This window comes from Propionivibrio pelophilus DSM 12018 (genome assembly GCF_059569095.1).
In genome coordinates this window covers 22,439-40,523 of the sequence record NZ_JCANUT010000005.1, presented here as the reverse complement: position 1 = coordinate 40,523, position 18,085 = coordinate 22,439, and the positions used below count along the sequence as shown (strand labels likewise).

At 63.2% G+C, this 18,085-nt stretch carries 15 protein-coding genes; 8 read left to right on the top strand and 7 right to left on the bottom strand.

Annotated elements, in window-relative coordinates:
- Positions 1–10 precede the first annotated feature (10 nt).
- From BO74_RS04205 to BO74_RS04190, 4 genes are all read right to left on the bottom strand, one after another.
- Positions 11–1,546, bottom strand: coding sequence for a sugar ABC transporter ATP-binding protein (locus tag BO74_RS04205; protein ID WP_496440271.1), 1,536 nt, complete (start codon positions 1,544–1,546; stop codon positions 11–13).
- The gene (locus BO74_RS04200) at positions 1,543–2,202 is read right to left on the bottom strand and encodes a DUF2291 family protein (RefSeq protein WP_496440270.1); all 660 of its coding nucleotides are present in this window, start codon (positions 2,200–2,202) and stop codon (positions 1,543–1,545) included. The genes BO74_RS04205 and BO74_RS04200 overlap by 4 nt, the downstream gene beginning before the upstream one ends.
- Positions 2,203–2,407: 205 nt before the next feature.
- The gene (locus BO74_RS04195) at positions 2,408–3,508 is read right to left on the bottom strand and encodes an alcohol dehydrogenase catalytic domain-containing protein (RefSeq protein WP_496440269.1); all 1,101 of its coding nucleotides are present in this window, start codon (positions 3,506–3,508) and stop codon (positions 2,408–2,410) included.
- Between the two features lie 106 nt (positions 3,509–3,614).
- Positions 3,615–3,899 (bottom strand): hypothetical protein, encoded by a 285-nt coding sequence (locus tag BO74_RS04190; RefSeq protein ID WP_496440268.1) that lies wholly within the window; start codon positions 3,897–3,899, stop codon positions 3,615–3,617.
- A gap of 374 nt (positions 3,900–4,273) precedes the next feature.
- Between BO74_RS04190 and dhaL the strand changes: the two genes are divergently transcribed.
- The 4 genes from dhaL (at position 4,274) to BO74_RS04170 (ending at position 11,306) form a co-directional block, all read left to right on the top strand.
- Complete coding sequence (dhaL, locus tag BO74_RS04185) at positions 4,274–6,040, top strand: dihydroxyacetone kinase subunit DhaL (protein WP_496440266.1); 1,767 nt, start codon at positions 4,274–4,276, stop codon at positions 6,038–6,040.
- Between the two features lie 233 nt (positions 6,041–6,273).
- Positions 6,274–7,137: a DeoR/GlpR family DNA-binding transcription regulator gene (locus BO74_RS04180; protein ID WP_496440265.1), complete on the top strand. Its 864-nt coding sequence runs from the start codon at positions 6,274–6,276 to the stop codon at positions 7,135–7,137.
- A gap of 162 nt (positions 7,138–7,299) precedes the next feature.
- Positions 7,300–8,946: an FGGY family carbohydrate kinase gene (locus BO74_RS04175; protein WP_496440264.1), complete on the top strand. Its 1,647-nt coding sequence runs from the start codon at positions 7,300–7,302 to the stop codon at positions 8,944–8,946.
- Between the two features lie 29 nt (positions 8,947–8,975).
- Positions 8,976–11,306 (top strand): penicillin-binding protein 1A, encoded by a 2,331-nt coding sequence (locus BO74_RS04170; RefSeq protein WP_496440262.1) that lies wholly within the window; start codon positions 8,976–8,978, stop codon positions 11,304–11,306.
- Positions 11,307–11,331: 25 nt separating this feature from the next.
- Here BO74_RS04170 and BO74_RS04165 read toward each other — a convergent pair whose 3' ends face one another.
- Together BO74_RS04165 and BO74_RS04160 are read right to left on the bottom strand one after the other, a co-directional pair.
- Positions 11,332–11,574, bottom strand: coding sequence for a hypothetical protein (locus BO74_RS04165; RefSeq protein WP_496440261.1), 243 nt, complete (start codon positions 11,572–11,574; stop codon positions 11,332–11,334).
- 82 nt (positions 11,575–11,656) lie between these two features.
- On the bottom strand, positions 11,657–12,502 hold the full coding sequence (locus BO74_RS04160) for a fumarylacetoacetate hydrolase family protein (protein ID WP_496440260.1): 846 nt from the start codon (positions 12,500–12,502) through the stop codon (positions 11,657–11,659).
- Between the two features lie 174 nt (positions 12,503–12,676).
- On the opposite strand from BO74_RS04160, the gene urtB reads away from it, so the two are divergent.
- From urtB to urtE, 4 genes are all read left to right on the top strand, one after another.
- Positions 12,677–14,254 (top strand): urea ABC transporter permease subunit UrtB, encoded by a 1,578-nt coding sequence (gene urtB / locus BO74_RS04155; RefSeq protein WP_496440259.1) that lies wholly within the window; start codon positions 12,677–12,679, stop codon positions 14,252–14,254.
- Positions 14,255–14,262: 8 nt separating this feature from the next.
- Positions 14,263–15,384 (top strand): urea ABC transporter permease subunit UrtC, encoded by a 1,122-nt coding sequence (urtC, locus tag BO74_RS04150; RefSeq protein WP_496440258.1) that lies wholly within the window; start codon positions 14,263–14,265, stop codon positions 15,382–15,384.
- Positions 15,381–16,214, top strand: coding sequence for an urea ABC transporter ATP-binding protein UrtD (gene urtD / locus BO74_RS04145; protein ID WP_496440256.1), 834 nt, complete (start codon positions 15,381–15,383; stop codon positions 16,212–16,214). The genes urtC and urtD overlap by 4 nt, the downstream gene beginning before the upstream one ends.
- A gap of 525 nt (positions 16,215–16,739) precedes the next feature.
- Positions 16,740–17,510: an urea ABC transporter ATP-binding subunit UrtE gene (gene urtE, locus BO74_RS04140; protein ID WP_496440255.1), complete on the top strand. Its 771-nt coding sequence runs from the start codon at positions 16,740–16,742 to the stop codon at positions 17,508–17,510.
- Between the two features lie 95 nt (positions 17,511–17,605).
- On the opposite strand, the gene BO74_RS04135 is transcribed toward urtE, so the two are convergent.
- Positions 17,606–18,040 (bottom strand): GFA family protein, encoded by a 435-nt coding sequence (locus tag BO74_RS04135; protein ID WP_496440254.1) that lies wholly within the window; start codon positions 18,038–18,040, stop codon positions 17,606–17,608.
- Positions 18,041–18,085: the final 45 nt, after the last annotated feature.

The window sequence follows — 18,085 nt, the reverse complement described above, 5'->3', positions numbered from 1 at the left end:
CTAATATTTTTCATTCAGCCACGGACTCGCCCGAGGCGGCCATGATTTGTTCCTTGGATACATCGGGTCCGAATTCAGCCGAGATCTTGCCCCGCGCCATCACGATGATGCGATGCGCGACACTCAGGCACTCGCCAACCTCCGATGTCGAATAGATGACCGCAAGCCCGTGCTTGGCCCGTTCGGCGATCAGACGGAAAACCTCCGCCTTGGCGCCGATGTCGATCCCGCGGCTCGGCTCGTCCAGCAACAGCACCTTGGGATCCGTCGCCAGCATCTTGCCGATCACGACCTTCTGCTGATTGCCGCCCGACAGGGAACCGATGGCGGCGCCTCCACCGGCCGTCTTCACCGTGACACGGCGAATCGACTCGTCGACCAGCTCACGTTCGCGCTGTGGCGAGGTGAAGCAGCCCTTCACGAAGGCACCGATACTCGCCAGGGAGAGGTTTTTCCCGACGGTCATCGTCTGTACCAGGCCGTCACGCTGGCGGTCCTCCGGCACGAGCGACAAGCCCTTGGCGATGCGCTCGGCGATGGTCAGCCCGGAGACATCCTCGCCCTCCAGGAGCACCTTCCCATTCACCAGTTCGCCCCGACCCGCCACAGCCTCGAGCAGTTCGGTGCGGCCAGCCCCCATCAATCCGTAGATGCAGACGATTTCACCGGCACGTACCTGCAGCGACATATGGTCGACCACGTTGGCGCCGGAAGCCTCCGTCACCACGACGTCGTCGATCGAAAGCGCCACGTCGCCAAACTCATACCCTGTCGGCGGGCTGCCAAGGTCGAAGTTGTCGCCGACCATGTTGCGGACGATCCACTCGAGGTCGATTTCCGAACGCGGCGCCTTCGCCGTCATGTTTCCATCCCGCAGCACCACCGCGTGATCGGTAATCTGCAACGCCTCTTCAAGATGGTGGGAAATATAGACGATGGATACGCCCCGCGATTTCAGGTCGCGAATCACCTTGAACAGCACCTCGACCTCCGTCGCCGAAAGCGCCGAAGTCGGCTCGTCCATGATCAGGATGCGGCTATTTACCGACAGCGCTCGGGCGATCTCGACGATCTGCTGCTGACCTAGGCGGAGATCTTCGACCAGCGTCATCGGGTCGATGTCTTCTTCCAGTTCCTCCATCAACGCCTTGGTGCGCCGTGCTTCCTCCGCGAAGTTAACGCCGGTCGCCGTGCGAAGCTCGCGCCCCATGAAAATGTTGTCGCGCACCGACAGGTTGGGCGCCAGGCTCAATTCCTGGTGGATGATCGAGATGCCGCGATTGCGGGCATCCGTCGACGAGGAAAACCTCACCGGTTGGCCATCGAGGATGATCTCGCCGGAAGTTGGCGGCTGAATGCCGGCGAGGATCTTCATCAACGTTGATTTCCCCGCGCCGTTTTCCCCGAACAGGGTCGTCACCTGGCCGCGATGGATGTCGAAGTTCACCCCGTTCAACGCACGCACACTGCCGAAAAACTTGGCGACGTTGCGTGCTGACATCACCGCTTCGCCATCGGCGTGCGATGCTTCAGGCAAGGCACTCATGGCGCGACTTTCAACTGTACCGGCGTAACCATCCAGTTGGCCGGATTGATCAGCTGGAACACGCCGACCACTTCGATCGTCTTGCCGGGCAGCTTCTCCCGATCCAGCTTGGCCAAGACCAAGGCCTTGATCTGGTCGTTCAGCGCGGCGCCAGCATCCTGATATTCGATCTGGTTAGTGAACTGGCCGAAGCTGATGCTCCCCGTCGCATCGCGCACCTCGGTACCGTTGATCGCCGGCCCGGTTTGCACCCGGACGCCGATCCCTTCCGGCAAACCATCAACCTTGACCTTGAAGACACCGCTGCTTCCCTCGCCGACCACGCCACTGAACTTGACCGGGAAGATCGGCCCGACGCTTCCCGGCTTGCCGTATTTCTCTGCCGCTGCGGCCTTGTCGGCGGCAATGGCCTCGGCCAGTTGCTTCGCGTCTACCGCGGCTTTCTCGATCCACCCCTGAATCTTCGGAAATTCCTTTTTCCCGAACGCTTCAGGCGAAAACACCTGGGCGCGAACGTCCTCCTTTGATCCGATCTGCACGACCTTGGTATCCAGCGCCATCGCGACGAGCACCGCAACGACGATCGCCGGCAAGACGAATTTGCCAAGACGCGAACCGGAATGATGCCCTCTTGAAAGTTCTGCTTGCGAGCTCATAAGTTACTTCCTACCCCCTGAATCGAATTGCTGACACCCTGCTCATTCTTCATTGTCGATGACCTTCCGCAGGAGGGACTTGGTCCCGCATCGCCTCACCGGCGAGCGCAACCTGACTGCTCCTGATTACGACTGATGCAGACGCTGTACCTTATCGGTAGCTGCAGCAAGTGCAGATGCAGCTACCGAACGACGGTGATTGGAATCAAGCGTCAGGTGTCAGCAACACCTTGATCGAATCCATCGACTGCGCCACCTTCAGTGCCTCCTCCCATTCGGAGAGCTTGTAGTTATGGGTGACGATGCCTTTGGAGGTGCACAACCCGCGATTCAACAAATCGATGGCGACCGGATAGCAGAAGCCGGAAAGGTGCGCGCCGCGCAGGTCGAGGTGCTTCTCTTCGCCGATGATCGACCAGTCAACCGTCGTTTCATGGCTGAACACGCTGAACTCGACGAAGCGCCCCAGCTTGCGGATCATCTGCAGGCCTTGCGTGACACCGCTCGGATGCCCCGTCGCTTCGATATACACGTCGCAGCCGTAGCCTCCGGTCATCTTCTTGACGATTTCCACCGCGTCTTCACGCTTGGGATTGATCACGACGTCAGCACCGTACTCCTTCGACAACTCAAGGCGACGATCGTCGAGATCGATCACGACAAGGCATTTCGGTGTTTTGAGGTGCGCGGCCTGAACCATGAACAAGCCCAGCGGCCCAGCACCGCAAATGACCACGACGTCCGAGAACTGGATGTCGCCGCGATTGACGGCATGGAGCGAGCACGACAGCGGCTCGATCACCGCCGCATCTTCGAACGAGACGGTTTCCGGAATCTTGTGAATGATGGCGCGCGCCGACAGGCGCATGTACTCGGCCATGCCGCCGTCGGCGGTTTCACGCTGGAAGCCATACACGTCGTGCACTTCGCACATCCAGTGATGTCCGGTACGGCAATAGTGGCAACGGCCGCAGGGAACGATCTGCTCGGCAACGACGCGGTCGCCGATCTGCACGTTGTGGTATTCGGCAGCGCCTTCGCCCAGCTCGCAGACCACCCCCCAGAATTCATGCCCGGGAATGACCGGCGGCTTGATGTAGGAGGGCCGACCGGCGTCCTTGTCGCCCCAGAAGCGCGCCGCACCGGACCATCCTTTCATGTCGCCGGCGCAGATGCCGCACGACATGATCTTGATCACGACCTCGTTCGGACCTGCCGCGGGCCGCTTGACCTTCTCCAGGTTGTATTCATGCGGTGCCTTGCACACGACAGCCATCATCTCTTCATCATGGTATTTCACAGTCACAGCGAACCTCCTTGTGGTTAGTGGCAATCGACGCCACCGGCGTCGCGTAAAAAGCAAAGGGAGAAGTTCATGTTGCTCGATGCAGCCACAGTGGATACTTTCGTGTTCAGTGGCATATGAGGCCCATCACGGACGGGCGCATCGCCGCTTCACGGGGCCTTCTCAACGACTGCAGATTCGAATGATCCAGGCGCAAGTCTTCGTTCGTGGCCACGTCCTCCACTGCAACGATCGGAAGCATCAGAATGGTTGTTACGACGGAAGCGCGCGACGCCATCCGGCTGGCCGGCACTTTTTCCCAGCGAGCGTCTTGAATTGCGGCGGCCCGACGACGCACGCTTGCGTCAACCGGATCGCACACTGCCTTCTCGTGGCCAAGCGCAATTTCCAAAGTCTTCTTCCTCGCAAGTGAGCAAAGGCTACTTCGACATACAACCTGCTACGAACGAGACCATTCTGGAACCGGCGATTTACGATGTCAACAGCACAATCAATGAAAGAATCGCATAAATCGTTTTAGCTAATTTTTCTTGTATTTCTCAATCATTTTATGATTTGATTCACTCATTCGAACCGGCACTCGCCGTCCTTGATTACCGGAAATCATCGGCTATTCTTCATTTTCGTACGCCAATGATCAAAAAATGACAAGTCTGCTGGATCCTTGCAACACAGCCGGGGCACTTGCAGGTAGCGCTCCCGCTGCATTCACCAATTGATTCACCGTCGCTGTTTTTTTATTCCAACCTCTCTCTTGCACACATCATGACTATGAACAGAATCATCAACAATGCGGATCTTGTGGTTGAGGACATGCTCAAGGGCTGGCTGGCGGCGCACGCCGACACGGTCGTTGGGACGGACAATTCGCGCGTGGTCAAACGGGTTCGCGCTCCGGAAGCCGGCAAGGTCGGCGTCGTCACCGGCGGCGGCTCGGGCCACGAGCCGGCCTTCCTCGGCTACGTCGGCGACGGCATGGTCGACGCGGTCGCCATCGGCGAGATCTTCTCCTCGCCAACGGCCAAGAGCTTCCTCGACGCGATGCGCGCCGCCAACGGCGGTGCTGGCGTCGCCTGCCTCTACGGCAACTATGCCGGCGACAACATGAACGTGAAGATGGCGATGTCGATGGCCGAACGCGAAGGCATCACGGTCAAGACCGTCGTCGCCAACGACGACGTTCCGTCCGCGCCCAAGGGCGACGAAGCCAAACGGCGCGGCGTTGCCGGCGAAATCCTGATGTGGAAGGTCGGCGCCGCCAAGGCAGCCCAGGGCGGATCGCTCGACGAAGTGATCGCCGCGGCGCAAAAGGCTATCGACAACACCCGCAGCATCGGCATCGGCCTGTCGGCATGCATCATTCCGGCAGTCGGGCACGCCAACTTCACGATTGAACACGGCAACATGGAAGTCGGCATCGGCCACCACGGCGAGCCGGGCATCGACGTCCGCAAGACGGTCAGCGCCGCGGAAATGGCCGACCTGATGCTCGACGTCGTCCTGCCCGACCTGCCGTTCCAGTCGGGCGACAAGGTTGCCATCCTCGTTTCCGGACTCGGCGCCACGCCGATCATGGAGCTCTACATCCTCTACGGCGAAATCGCCAAGCGCCTGGAGGCCAAGGGCATCACCGTCACTTTCAACAAGGTCGGCAACCTGTTCACGTCGCTCGAAATGATGGGCGTCACGCTGACCATGATGAAGCTCGATGACGAGCTCGAAAGCTGCCTGCAAGCGCCGTGCAATTCGGTCGGCATTACAGTGGCCGGCGACATGGCGGCGGGACGTACCTACAGCGGTTCCGTCACCGGCACGGTAAAGGCTGAAGCTGCGGCACCTGCCGCCGCGAAATCGGCCGCTGCGCCACGAGCGGTCACCGGCCCGAGCATCGCCCTGGCCTCCGCCGGCGACGTCGTCCGCGACCTGATCACCACGATCAACACCAACCGCGCCTACCTCTCTGAAATCGACGGCCTGATCGGCGACGGCGACCACGGCATCAACATGAGCAAGGGCTTCACCGGCTGCGGCACCCGGCTCGATGCCTTGGGCGCTGCTGCCAACGACCTGCCGAAGGCGATGGAGCAGCTCTCGCAGGCACTGATGGACGACATCGGCGGCTCGATGGGACCGCTGTACGGCAACTTCTTCCTCGGCTTCGTCACCACGCTCGAACCGCACGCCCAGCTCGACGCTGGCTTGTTCAGCGAAGCGCTCGCCGCGGCGGTCGCCAACGTGCAAGGCATGGGCAATGCCCAGGTCGGCGACAAGACACTGATCGACACGATGGTGCCGGCACTCAACGCCTTCCGCGAAGCAGTGGCAAACGGCGCGCCCTTCGCCGAGGCACTCCAGGCGATGAGCGTTGCGGCGGAGAAGGGCAAGGATTCGACCAAGAATCTGCAGGCCCGGATCGGCCGTTCCGCCCGCCTGGGAGCGCGTTCGATCGGCGTCCTCGATGCCGGCGCAACGTCGTGCAGCCTGATCCTGCAGTCGATCAGCACGTCCCTGCAACGCCACCTCGCGGGTTAAGACCGCCCCCGCGGCGGCTCGCCATCTGTGCGGGCCGCCGCAGGCATCCCACCCATCCGGGCAATAGCCTCGTCACTTCTCCTGGAATCCGGAAATCGTGCTTACGGGAAATGCTATCCGCTGTGATAACGTACGCCCCCGCACGATCTGCGCTCTTCGGCACGGAACCTGGCAGCACCTGACAAGGCCGCTTTGACCGATTCCTGACCGCAAGGGACGCCGACCGCACAGCCATGGAAGCCAAAACAAGCCAGGTGCTGGACACGGTAGTGACCTTGCCGGGTTCCGCGCAAAAATACGCCAGGAACGGGAAGATGAACGAGTCAGAGCGCTGGGAAAAAATCGTCGACATTCTCAACAAACGCCAGTTTGCCACTGTCAAGGACCTGACAGAAACGCTTGGCGCCTCACCCGCCACCATCCGCCGGGACATCGCCAAACTCCACGAAACCGGCGAGGTCCGCAAGGTTTTCGGGGGAATTGCGCTCGCCAACGATGCGGCTCCCGAACATACTCCCGCCAAGCCCTTCGAGGCCAACCGGCTGATTCATATCGACCAGAAGGAAGCCATCGCCGCCGAAGCGGAGAAGCTCTGCACGGACGGCGATTCGATCATCGTTCTTGGCGGAACCTCGTGCTTCCTTTTCGCGCAACGCCTCGCCCGGCGAAGCGTCAAAATTTGCACAAACTCCATGCCGCTGGCGGCCAGCCTGTTCGAGCAGGGAGCCTGTTATCTCACCGTCGCAGGCGGCGAACTCCATCGCGAACCGGGCATCCTGTACTCCCCGGGCGGCCCGGAACTCAACTTCTACGCCTCGCGGCTTTTCATCGGTGCGCAAGGCATCAACGGCGGGGGGCTGCTGGAGTCGCACCCCGGCGTGGTCAAGGCCGTCGACAATCTGCAGAAACACGCCGACGAGGTGGTCGTTCTGGCCGACAGCAGCAAGTTCTCGATCAAGGCCCGGCACATCTCCCTGCCACTGTCGCGCATCAGCACGCTGATCACCGACGCGGGCATCAGCAGTGAAGACCTCGCGATGCTGAAGAGCGCCGGAATCGAAGTCGTGATCGCTTCCCCGCCCAGTCCGGGCAATTGACGCCTCCCCCCGTGCGCCTGAACGCACGTTGAACACGCAGGCGATACACTCCTGCGCAAAGGCTGCAATGCCCGCCGGCGTGATTCCGATTATGATCGCGCTTTCCGGCTGAGCCATGCCGGTCCGAACCCGCCGCAACCAGAGAGAGAACGAGGAGCCTCCATGTCGCCCGCCGATCGCACCACCCTCGGCCTCGACGCCAGCACCCAGAGCCTGAGCGCCGTATTGCTGAACGTCGATACGGGGACCGTCATCTGGCAACGCTCGCTGGCGTACCGCGACGACCCCCGGCTACTCGGCTTCGGCTTCGAGCACGACACGCTCATCCTGCCGCCGCGCGAACCCGGCGAAGCGGAGCAGCCGCCGCGCCTGTTCCTCGCGGCGCTCGATGCCCTGTTCGACGAGATGAAAGCTGCCGGCATCGACACCGCGGCTATCGCCGCGATCAACACCTCGGGCCAGCAACACGGCCACGTTTATCTCAACGACAAGGCGCCTGCCGCCTTCCAGTCGCTGCGCATGCCCGGCAGCACGCAAAACTCTCCCGACTCTCTCAACGCTGCGCTCGCCGACGTGTTCGCCTACGGGGGCGCGCCGATATGGAAGACGGCCAATACAACGACCGAAGCGGAACTCATCCGGACACGCCTCGGCGGATCGGCCGCGCTGATCGCCGCTACCGGCAGCGACATGCCGCTGCGCAGTTCCGTCCTGGCTCACCGCAAGCTCGCGCTGCGTTACCCCGCGGCCTACGCGGCAACCCGCCACATCGTGCAGATTTCCAGCCTGATTCCCGCCCTGCTCGCCGGCAATTGCGCGATCCCGCTGGATTTCGGCAACGCCTGCGGCACCGGCCTGATGAACTACAAGAGGCGTGCCTGGGATGAAGCCCTGCTCGACGCCGCCGCCCGCGACCTGCCCGGCGGCCCGCGCGCCCTGGCCGACAAGTTGCCGGCCATTGCCCACCCGCTTGCCGTCGTCGGCCGCATCGCCGCCTACTTTCAGGAAAAATACGGATTCCACCCGGATTGCCGGATCATTGCCGGATCCGGAGACAATCCCCAATCGAAAGTCCTGGCCAGCGACAGCCTGCTCAGTCTTGGCACAAGCTTCGTGTACATGATCCCGACCCCCGGCGGCGAGGTCGACCCCTGCGGCGAGGCCAATGCCATGTACGATGCGCTCGGGCGCCCGTTCAATCTGGCCTGTCGAACCAACGGCGCGCTGACACTCGATCGCATGCGCAAATTGCATGGTCTCAGCGCCAAGGATTACGCGGCCAGCGAAGCCGCCCTGGCCAGCACGCCTCCCGGCAGCCGCCTGCGCTTCTGGCACCCGGACGCCGAGTCTTTCCCGACCATCGCCGCCAACCCGAACGTCGTCCGCCTCGACAGCAAGCCGGATGACTTCACCAATGACTACCCGGCCATCGTCGATAGCGCGCTCGGGCTGGTTTTCCGCCACGGCTGCCGGATCGGTGGGCAGTGCAGCAGGGTCGATCCGATCAGCGTTTGCGGCGGCCCCTCGGGCAGCCCCGAAATCATGCGTCGGGTCGCTGCGATCTGGAACCGTCCGGCGATCCATATCGGCCAGGCGGGCGCCCCCCTCGGCGCGGCCATCGCCGCCGCTGTCGCACTGGTCCCGGAGGACAGCCCGGAGCAGCGTGACGAAGTCGCCGACGCCCTGCGCCGCGCCGTGTACGAGGGCAGCACAACGCATGTTCCCGACCCGGAATGGGTGCGTCGTTACCATGCGGACGGCGGTTTTCTCGATCGGCTCGAAAGTGCATTCGAGAAGATGCACACGTGATTCCCGGCATCCGCTAGCGAACGCGACCAATGCACCTGCCTTCCCATCTGATCGGACTCCTTTCCCCGTTGATTGATCGCATAGCAGGACGACTGCGGCACCTGACACGGCGCGACCTGACGATCGCCCTGGCCGTTCCGATGGCCTTCTTCCTGATCTACGTCGCCGTGCTCGTACCGCTGACCCCCGCCATCAGCGACATCCGCAAGGCCACCACCGAGCGTCCGGCACAGATCCTCTTCGCCGACGGCAAGAAGCTCGCCGAGTTCAAGCACTCGCACCGCCAGTGGGTCCGGCTGGCGGACATTTCCCCGCACGTCATCGACGCGCTGATCGCCACCGAGGATCACCGCTTCTACACCCATCACGGGCTCGATTTCCGCCGTACGCTCGCCGCGGCATTCCATACCTTCAAGGGGAATCGGCAAGGCGGCTCGACACTGACGCAGCAGCTGGCGCGGAACCTGTATCCGGAAGAAATCGGCCGGGCGCCGACGCTGACCCGCAAGCTCAAGGAAGCAATCACCGCCTTCAAGATCGAGGCGGTGCACAGCAAGGACGAGATCCTCGAAACCTATCTCAACACGGTTCCCTTCCTGTACAACGCCTTTGGCATCGAGATGGCCGCACGCACCTATTTCGACACCTCGGCCGAAAAGCTCAATGTCCTGCAGAGCGCCACGCTGGTCGGCATGCTCAAGGGCACCAGCTATTACAACCCGATGCTCAATCCGGAACGTTCGCTGCAGCGGCGCAACGTCGTCCTCGCGCAGATGGCCAGGCACGGCAAGCTGCCGGCCGGCAAGCTCGAAGCGCTCAAGAAGGCGCCGCTGCGCCTCGACTTCGAGCGCCAGTACGAGAAATCCGGCCCGGCGCCACATTTTGCGCAGCAACTGCGCCGCTGGTTGATCGACTGGGCCGACCGCAACGACTACAACATCTACAGCGACGGACTGATCGTCCATACCACCCTCGACTCGCGCCTGCAGGCACTGGCCACGCGCGCGGTCGAAAACCGGGGGCACCAACTGCAGAACCTGGCGAACGCCGTCTGGTCGCGCCGCTCGGTCTGGACGCCGAAGAACGACCTGGTCCGGGAACTCGTGCGCGAGACGGCGGAGTACCGCAAGATCCGCGAAGCGGGAGTCAACGACGCGGACGCCATCCGCCAGCTCACGGCCAACCCCGCCTTCCTGCCCAACCTGCGCCAGCAGAAGACGATGATCCAGGCCGGCTTTCTGGCCATCGACCCGCGCGACGGACAGATCAGGGCCTGGGTCGGCAGTCGCGACTTCGAGCGCGACGCCTTCGACCACGTGCGACAGGCGCGCCGCCAGCCCGGCTCGACGTTCAAGCCGTTCGTCTATGGCGAGGCCTTCCGCCAGGGCCTCAGTCCCGAGGTGACCCTCATCGACCAGGCGGTCGAGATTCCGGTCGGCGACGGCGAGCTCTGGCGCCCGTCCGACGGCAAGCCGCCCTCCGGCCACGAGATGAGCCTGGGCGATGCTCTTGCTTTCTCGAAAAACACGATCACCGCACAACTGATACAAAAGGTGGGCGCGCCGCGCGTCGCCCGGCTCGCCCGCGCGATGGGCGTCCGCGAGAGTGAACTCAGGCCGGTGCCCTCACTCGCCCTGGGTACCAGCCCCGTCTCGCTGCGGGAAATGGTCTCGGCGTACGCGACGATCGCCGACGGCGGCCATTTCCGGGAGCCGGTCATGGTCACGCGCATCGAGGACCGGAACGGGCGCGTGCTGGAGGAATTCGCCGCCCCGGACGCCGACGACGTCCTCGACGCAAAGGTCGCCTACACGCTGCTCGACGTCATGCGCGACGTCGTCGACCGCGGTACCGCCGCGTCCATCCGCAGCCGCTTCGGCATCCGTGCCGACGTCGCCGGCAAGACCGGGACGACGCAGGACAACGCCGATGGCTGGTTCATCCTGATGCACCCGCAACTGGTCGCCGGCGCCTGGGTCGGCTTCAACGACCCGCGCATCACGCTACGCAGCGACTACTGGGGTCAGGGTGCGCACAGCGCGCTGCCGATCGTCGGCGACGTCATTCGCGGCGCGCTGCGCGCGCGTCTCATCGACACGCGCGAGCGGTTCGAGCCGCCGGCCAACGACGGGCTGATCCAACGTCTTTCCACGAAAGTTGCACAATTCGCGCAATGGTTCCGGCATCTGACGACCCGGCGGACAGAAGCCCCCGTAGCCGAGCCACCGCTCCCGGCGCCGCAGAAAAAGGACAGTCAGGAAGACGAGAGCGACCCCATGCAGGAGTTCATCGACAAGATTCTTGAAGAGGAAAAGAAAAAGAGCGAGGAAATACGCTCGCTCTCCGAATCAGGAAACTGATACACGGCCGACGCTATAGGCGCGCCTACAGATCCGTCCACAACCGTCCGGGAAGATTCTCCGGCCGGTCCTGCAAATCGATCGCCTGCACTCCCTGCCGCCGCTCCAGGCGCCCGAAGAGGCTTTTCCACTCGGCATCCGAAATCGTCTTTTCCACCACTTTCGGCAACCGCCGCTCGGCGATGATCCTGCGCTCAGAATAACCCGACGGCGGCCCCACGTCGCGGCGCCGACGGTCCTGCACGAAACGACGCTCGGTTGCGGCCATAGCACCACCTCTCGGAACAAATGAGGGACTTTCAGTCTAGTCCGAATCACGCGAAAGGCAAGCGCAAACTCCAGCAGGAAGATTACCCCGCCACCACCCTCTGCCGTTGACGCCCCAGCCCCGTGACGCCCAGTTCGACCACGTCGCCCAGCTTGAGGAACTGCGGTGGCTTGCAGCCCAGCCCCACACCCGGCGGCGTACCGGTGATGATCAGGTCGCCCGGCTCCAGCGTCATCACCCGGCTGCAGTAGCTCACCAGGAAATCGCAGGGGAAGATCATCTTCGACGTGTTGCCGGTCTGCTTGCGCTGGCCATTGACGTCGAGCCACATGTCGAGGTTCTGCGGATCGGCGATCTCGTCACGGGTCACAAGCCACGGACCGACCGGACCGAAGGTGTCGAAGCCCTTGCCCTTGCTCCACTGTCCGCCGCTGCGGTCGATCTGGTACGAGCGCTCGGAAATGTCGTTGGCCAGGCAATAACCGGCAACGTAGTCCAGCGCCTCGGCCTGCGACACGTTGCGCGCCCGCCGGCCGATGACGATGCCGAGTTCGACCTCCCAGTCGAGCTTGGTCGACTCCGGCGGCACGATCGTGTCGTCGTTCGGGCCACAGACGCAGCTCAGCCACTTGGTGAACATGGTCGGCTCCTGCGGAGCGGCCATGCCGGACTCGGCGGCGTGGTCGCTGTAATTGAGGCCGATCGCCACGTACTTGCCCATGCCGCTCCAGGGCACGCCGATCCGCGGTTCCCCCGCGACGATCGGCAGACGCTCCGTATCCAGCGCGCGCAGCACCTCCAGCGCCGCTGGCGCCAGCGTTCTCGGCGTGAAGTCGTCGAGCAGGCCGGAGAGATCCCGCATGTTCCCCGCGGCATCGAGCAACGCAGGTTTTTCCTGGCCCGCAGGCCCATAGCGCAATAGTTTCACGATCGTTTCCCCGTTGGGTTGAAAAGCACGCAAGGAATTATAGGAGGCACCCGCGCGCTTGTCCGGGCCATGCATAAAAGTCGCGGCGAACGCCTACGCAATTTGTCGTATTTCCGCTGCCGGTCGTGCCCCGTAAGCTTCGTCCAAAGAGTTTATCTGCCAACGGACCCGTTCATGTTCAAACACGTGCTTGCCACCCTGTTGTTCGCCAGCGCCCTCGCCGCGCAGGCGGCGCCGGATCCCGCGCTCATCCGCCAACTGGCCGACGACGATTCCAGCGTAAAGATCGAAGCGATCCAGAAGCTGTCCCAGGAGGGCGACCCGGCTACGGCGCGCGTCCTCCAGGCCATGGCCGACGATATGCTTCAGGTTGCCGGCGAAAAAATACTGATCATCGAGGACGACAAGGCCTTCGATGCCGCGACGGGCGAACCAGCCAAAATGCCGGCCAATGCGGAATCGATCACGGTCAACAACCGTATCCGCGGCGAGCTGGACAATGCGCTGGCCGCCCTCAATCTGTTCGACGCCGACCGGGACGTCCGCCTCGACTCGGCGCGCCAGCTGCAGAACAAGGTGAGCAGCGAAATGGCACCGCTCTTCGAGCGTGCGCTGAAGAAGGAAACCGCCCCGGAGATCAAGTCGCTGCTCAAGCTGGCGCACGCCCAGGCCAGCCTGGCGAGCAAGAACCCAAGCACGCGGCTGACAGCGGTCCGCACCTTGTCCGAGAGCGCCTCGCCTGCCGTCCGCAACATGTTGTTGCCGCTGACCGAGAAGACCGGCGAGCCCGACAACCGGGTGCGCTACGCCGCCATCTCGGCAGTCAAGGCGATCGACGCCCGACTCTCGCGGGCCGAAACCCTCGGCGCCGTCTTCTCCGGACTCTCGCTCGGCAGCATCCTGCTGCTCGGCGCGCTCGGACTGGCGATCACCTACGGCGTGATGGGCATCATCAACATGGCGCACGGCGAACTGCTGATGGTCGGCGCCTACTCCGCCTACGCCATGCAGAGTCTCTTCCGCGCCTGGTTCCCGGACGCCGTCGACTGGTACCTGCCGGCGGCGATTCCGCTGGCCTTTTTCGGCGCCGCGCTGGTCGGCGTGATCATGGAACGCACGGTCATCCGCTGGCTCTACGGGCGCACGCTGGAAACGCTGCTCGCCACCTGGGGCCTGTCGCTGATCCTGATCCAGGCCGCGCGCGTGCTGTTCGGTGCGCAGAACGTCGAGGTCGCCAACCCGAGCTGGATGTCCGGCGGCATCGAGCTGATGCCGAACCTGCTGCTCCCGTGGAACCGCATCATCATCATCGGCTTCGCGCTGTTCGTCCTGGCGCTGGTGTGGGTGCTGATGAACAGGACGCGGCTCGGCATGTTCGTCCGTGCCGTCACGCAGAACCGCGCCATGGCCGGCTGTGTCGGCGTGCCGACGGCGCGCATCGACACGCTAGCCTTCGCGCTCGGCGCCGGCATCGCCGGCCTCGGCGGACTGGCGCTGTCGCAGATCTCCAACGTCGGGCCGGACATGGGCCAGGGCTACATCGTCGATGCGTTCATGGTCGTCGTCCTCGGCGGCGTCGGGCAGCTCGCCGGCGCCGTGTGGGCCGCGCTCGGGCTGGGCGTTTTCGCCAAGCTGCTGGAAGGCTGGTCCGGCGCGGTGATCGCCAAGATCGTCGTCCTCGTCTTCATCATCATCTTCATCCAGAAACGCCCCCAAGGCCTGTTCGCCTTGAAGGGTCGCTTCGTCGATTGAGTGCCGCCATGCGAGCCCCCTTCATCTTCCGTTTCTTCTCCGCGCTCGACAGCAAGAGTCGCGCCGGACTCGCCGCCTTCCTGCTGCTGACGCTGGTCGCCGTGCCGCTCCTGCACCTGCTGCTGCCGGCCGACTCGCCGTTCCACGTCTCGACCTACGCGATCACGCTGATCGGCAAGATCATGTGCTACGCCATTGTCGCCGTGGCGATGGACCTGATCTGGGGCTACGGCGGCATCCTCTCGCTCGGCCACGGCATCTTTTTCGCGCTCGGCGGCTACGCTTTCGGCATGTACCTGATGCGCCAGATCGGGCGCGACGGCAGCTATCAGAGCGACCTGCCGGACTTCATGGTTTTCCTCGACTGGAAGGAACTTCCCTGGTTCTGGCAGGGCAGCGACAGTTTCCTGTGGGTTGCCCTGCTCGTCGTGCTGGTACCGGCGCTCGTCGCCTTCGTCTTCGGCTACTTCGCCTTCCGCTCGCGCATCAAGGGGGTCTATTTCTCGATCATCACGCAGGCGCTGACTTACGCCGCGATGCTGCTCTTTTTCCGCAACGAGACCGGGTTCGGCGGCAACAACGGCTTCACCGACTTCAAGCGCGTGCTCGGCCATTCGATCACCTCGTCGGAGATGCGGCTGGTGCTGTTCGGCCTGACGGCGACCGTCCTCGCGCTGACCTTCGTCTTCGCCAAGTGGCTGGTCGGCTCGAAGTACGGCCGTGTGCTGACGGCGATCCGCGACGCCGAGTCGCGGGTGATGTTCATCGGCTACAACCCGCTGTGGTTCAAGCTCTTCATCTGGACGCTGTCGGCCGTTCTTTGCGGCATCGCCGGCGCGCTCTACGTGCCGCAGGTGGGGATCATCAACCCGTCCGAAATGAGCGTCGCCAATTCCATCGAGATCGCCATCTGGGTCGCCGTCGGCGGGCGCGGCACGCTGATCGGCCCGATCGTCGGCGCCTTCGTGGTGAATCTGGCGAAGAGCTGGTTCACGGTGAGCTTCCCGGAATACTGGCTGTTCTTCCTCGGCCTGTTGTTCATCGTCGTCACCCTGCTCTTGCCACGCGGGTTGGTCGGACTGTGGAAAACGCTGCGCGAGGGGCGCATCGCACAAGGAGCCAACGCATGAGCGCACGTGACGTATTCCGCAAAATCATCGGCATCGAGCTGGACGAAAGCAGTCCGTACTACGCGCCCAAACAGCGCACGCTCGACGTCTCGCACAACGTCATCCTCTACCTCGACGACATCACGGTCAGTTTCGACGGTTTCAAGGCACTGAACAAGCTCAACCTGACGATCGACGCCGGCGAACTGCGCTGCATCATCGGCCCCAACGGCGCCGGCAAGACGACGATGATGGACGTCATCACCGGCAAGACGCGGCCGGATTCCGGCTCCGCTTTCTTCGGCCAGACGATCGACCTCACGCGGCTCACCGAACCGGAGATCGCCCACATCGGTATCGGTCGCAAGTTCCAGAAGCCGACGATCTTCGAGCAGCACAGCGTGTTCGAGAACCTGGAACTGGCAATGACCACCGACAAGCGCGCGCTGAAGACGCTCACCGCCTGGCTGCGCGACGACGATCGCGACCGCATCGCCGACACGCTGCGATTGATCCGACTGGACGGGGAGTCCGACCGCCCCGCCGGGATGCTCTCGCACGGGCAGAAGCAGTGGCTGGAGATCGGGATGCTGCTGATGCAGGAACCGAAGCTGCTGCTGCTTGACGAACCGGTTGCCGGGATGACCGACGACGAGACGATGCGGACGGCGGAGTTGTTTGTTTCTCTCGCGGGCAAGCATTCGCTCGTGGTGGTGGAACATGACATGGCGTTCGTGAAGGCGCTCGGGGGGAAGGTTACCGTGCTGCATGAGGGGTCGGTTTTGGCGGAGGGGGATCTGGACTCCGTGCAGAATGATCAGCGGGTGATTGAGGTTTATCTTGGGCGCTGATACGTGGTTTTTTACTGAACCGCTGGATTCCGCGCCTGACGCGCGGGCGTCCTTTCTTTTGCTTCGCCAAAAGAAAGGAGCCAAAGAAAAGGCGACCCCCGGTCGGCGCCCCGCCTGCGGCGGGGTTCCCTGCGCTACTCGCCTTGAGCGGGGGCTGCGCAACTCGGGCTTCGCCCTCAGACAGTGCTCGCCCACATCCCCGCTCAAGCCTGCGTTGCTCGGCACCTCGCAGGGGGATTTGAACACCGACCGGTCACCGCTGCGCTTGGTTTTCCTCTTGCCCTCTGTGTCGTCGAGCAGCGCAGGGCGCAACGGGGAAAAGGGCGAGGACTGTCTGAGGGCCGCAGGCCTGAGTTCCGCAGCCCCCCGTTGCGCACGAGCAGCGCAGAGTACCCGGCGCAGCCGGGCGACGCAGCGGGCACGCCTTTTCTTTGGGTACTTTCTTTTGGCAAGACAAAAGAAAGTACCTCGCCCGCAGGCGAAACCCGGCGCATCATCAAACACAAGCGCTTGAGGAGACAACCAATGCTAAAAATCGAAAACCTCAACCAGTACTACGGCGGCAGCCACATCCTCCGCGGCCTCTCCTTCGAGGTCGAACCCGGCAAGGTCACCAGCCTGCTCGGCCGCAACGGCGTCGGCAAGACCACCCTGATGAAGTGCCTGATGGGCTTGGTAAAGGCCAAGTCCGGCAGTATCACCTTCAACGGCAAGGACATCACCCACGCCGCCTCGCATGACCGCGTCAAGGCCGGCATCGGCTACGTCCCGCAAGGCCGAGAGATCTTCCCGCGCCTGACCGTCGAGGAGAACCTGCTGATGGGCCTCGCCACCAAGCCGAGCAACGCCAAGATCCCCGACCAGGTCTTCGAACTCTTTCCGGTGCTGAAGAACATGCTCAAGCGCCGCGGCGGCGACCTCTCCGGAGGCCAGCAGCAGCAACTCGCCATCGGCCGCGCGCTGGCGATGGACCCGCAACTGCTGATTCTCGACGAACCGACCGAAGGCATCCAGCCGTCGATCATCAAGGACATCGGCCACGCCATCCGCGTCGTCGCCCGCCGCCCGGTCGCGCAATTGCCCACCGCTTCCGCCACCGAGCGCGCCGAGGTCAAGGACGCGATCCGCAAGGTCGCCGAAACCGGCCGTGTCGCCATCCTGCTCGTCGAGCAGTACTACGACTTCGCCCGAGACCTCGCCGACAACTACCTGCTGATGGAACGCGGCGAGTTCATCATGCGCGGACTCGGCGCGGACATGGACCAGGACGGCGTACGCGAGGCGCTGGCCGTCTAGCCGCGCCACCGGCGCACGATCGCGCCACCCAACACGCAACCGCCGATAGAACTCGGCGGGACCGGCTCGCTTCGCGACCACGCCCCCCTTGATCGTCAGGCATCGGTTGCCTGCAAAAGGGAGATGAACTCAGATAGATTCGGCGGCAATTCGTCATGGCAAGCCCCCTGAAAAAGCCCGAAGTCCCATGCGGCTTTGGAGGCCATACAGAGATGGGCTACGACTTCCAGGTTGTTGTTGCCCTCAAGCAGCCCGGCAGGAACCCAAACGTAAGGCAGGTGCCTCAGCGGATTTGGCACGGGAGAGCCGCAAGTCGAACAGAAGTCAGAGCGGAACCCTGATTCTTTCTTCCACGATGAGATGAGCTCAGCGCCACGAAGCCAGTGAAATTTCTCATCCGGAACAATTGTCGCGGCATTGGATAGAGAGCCGCCTTGCCTTCTGCAAAGGGAGCAATGGCATTGGTAGAGGTTGAAACGCTCACCGACAATTTCAAACTCGACTTGTCCGCAGAGACAGTGACCGTGCATAGGATTTCCGATGTCTAACGCCCGCGTTCAGCCGCGGCGTTGCCG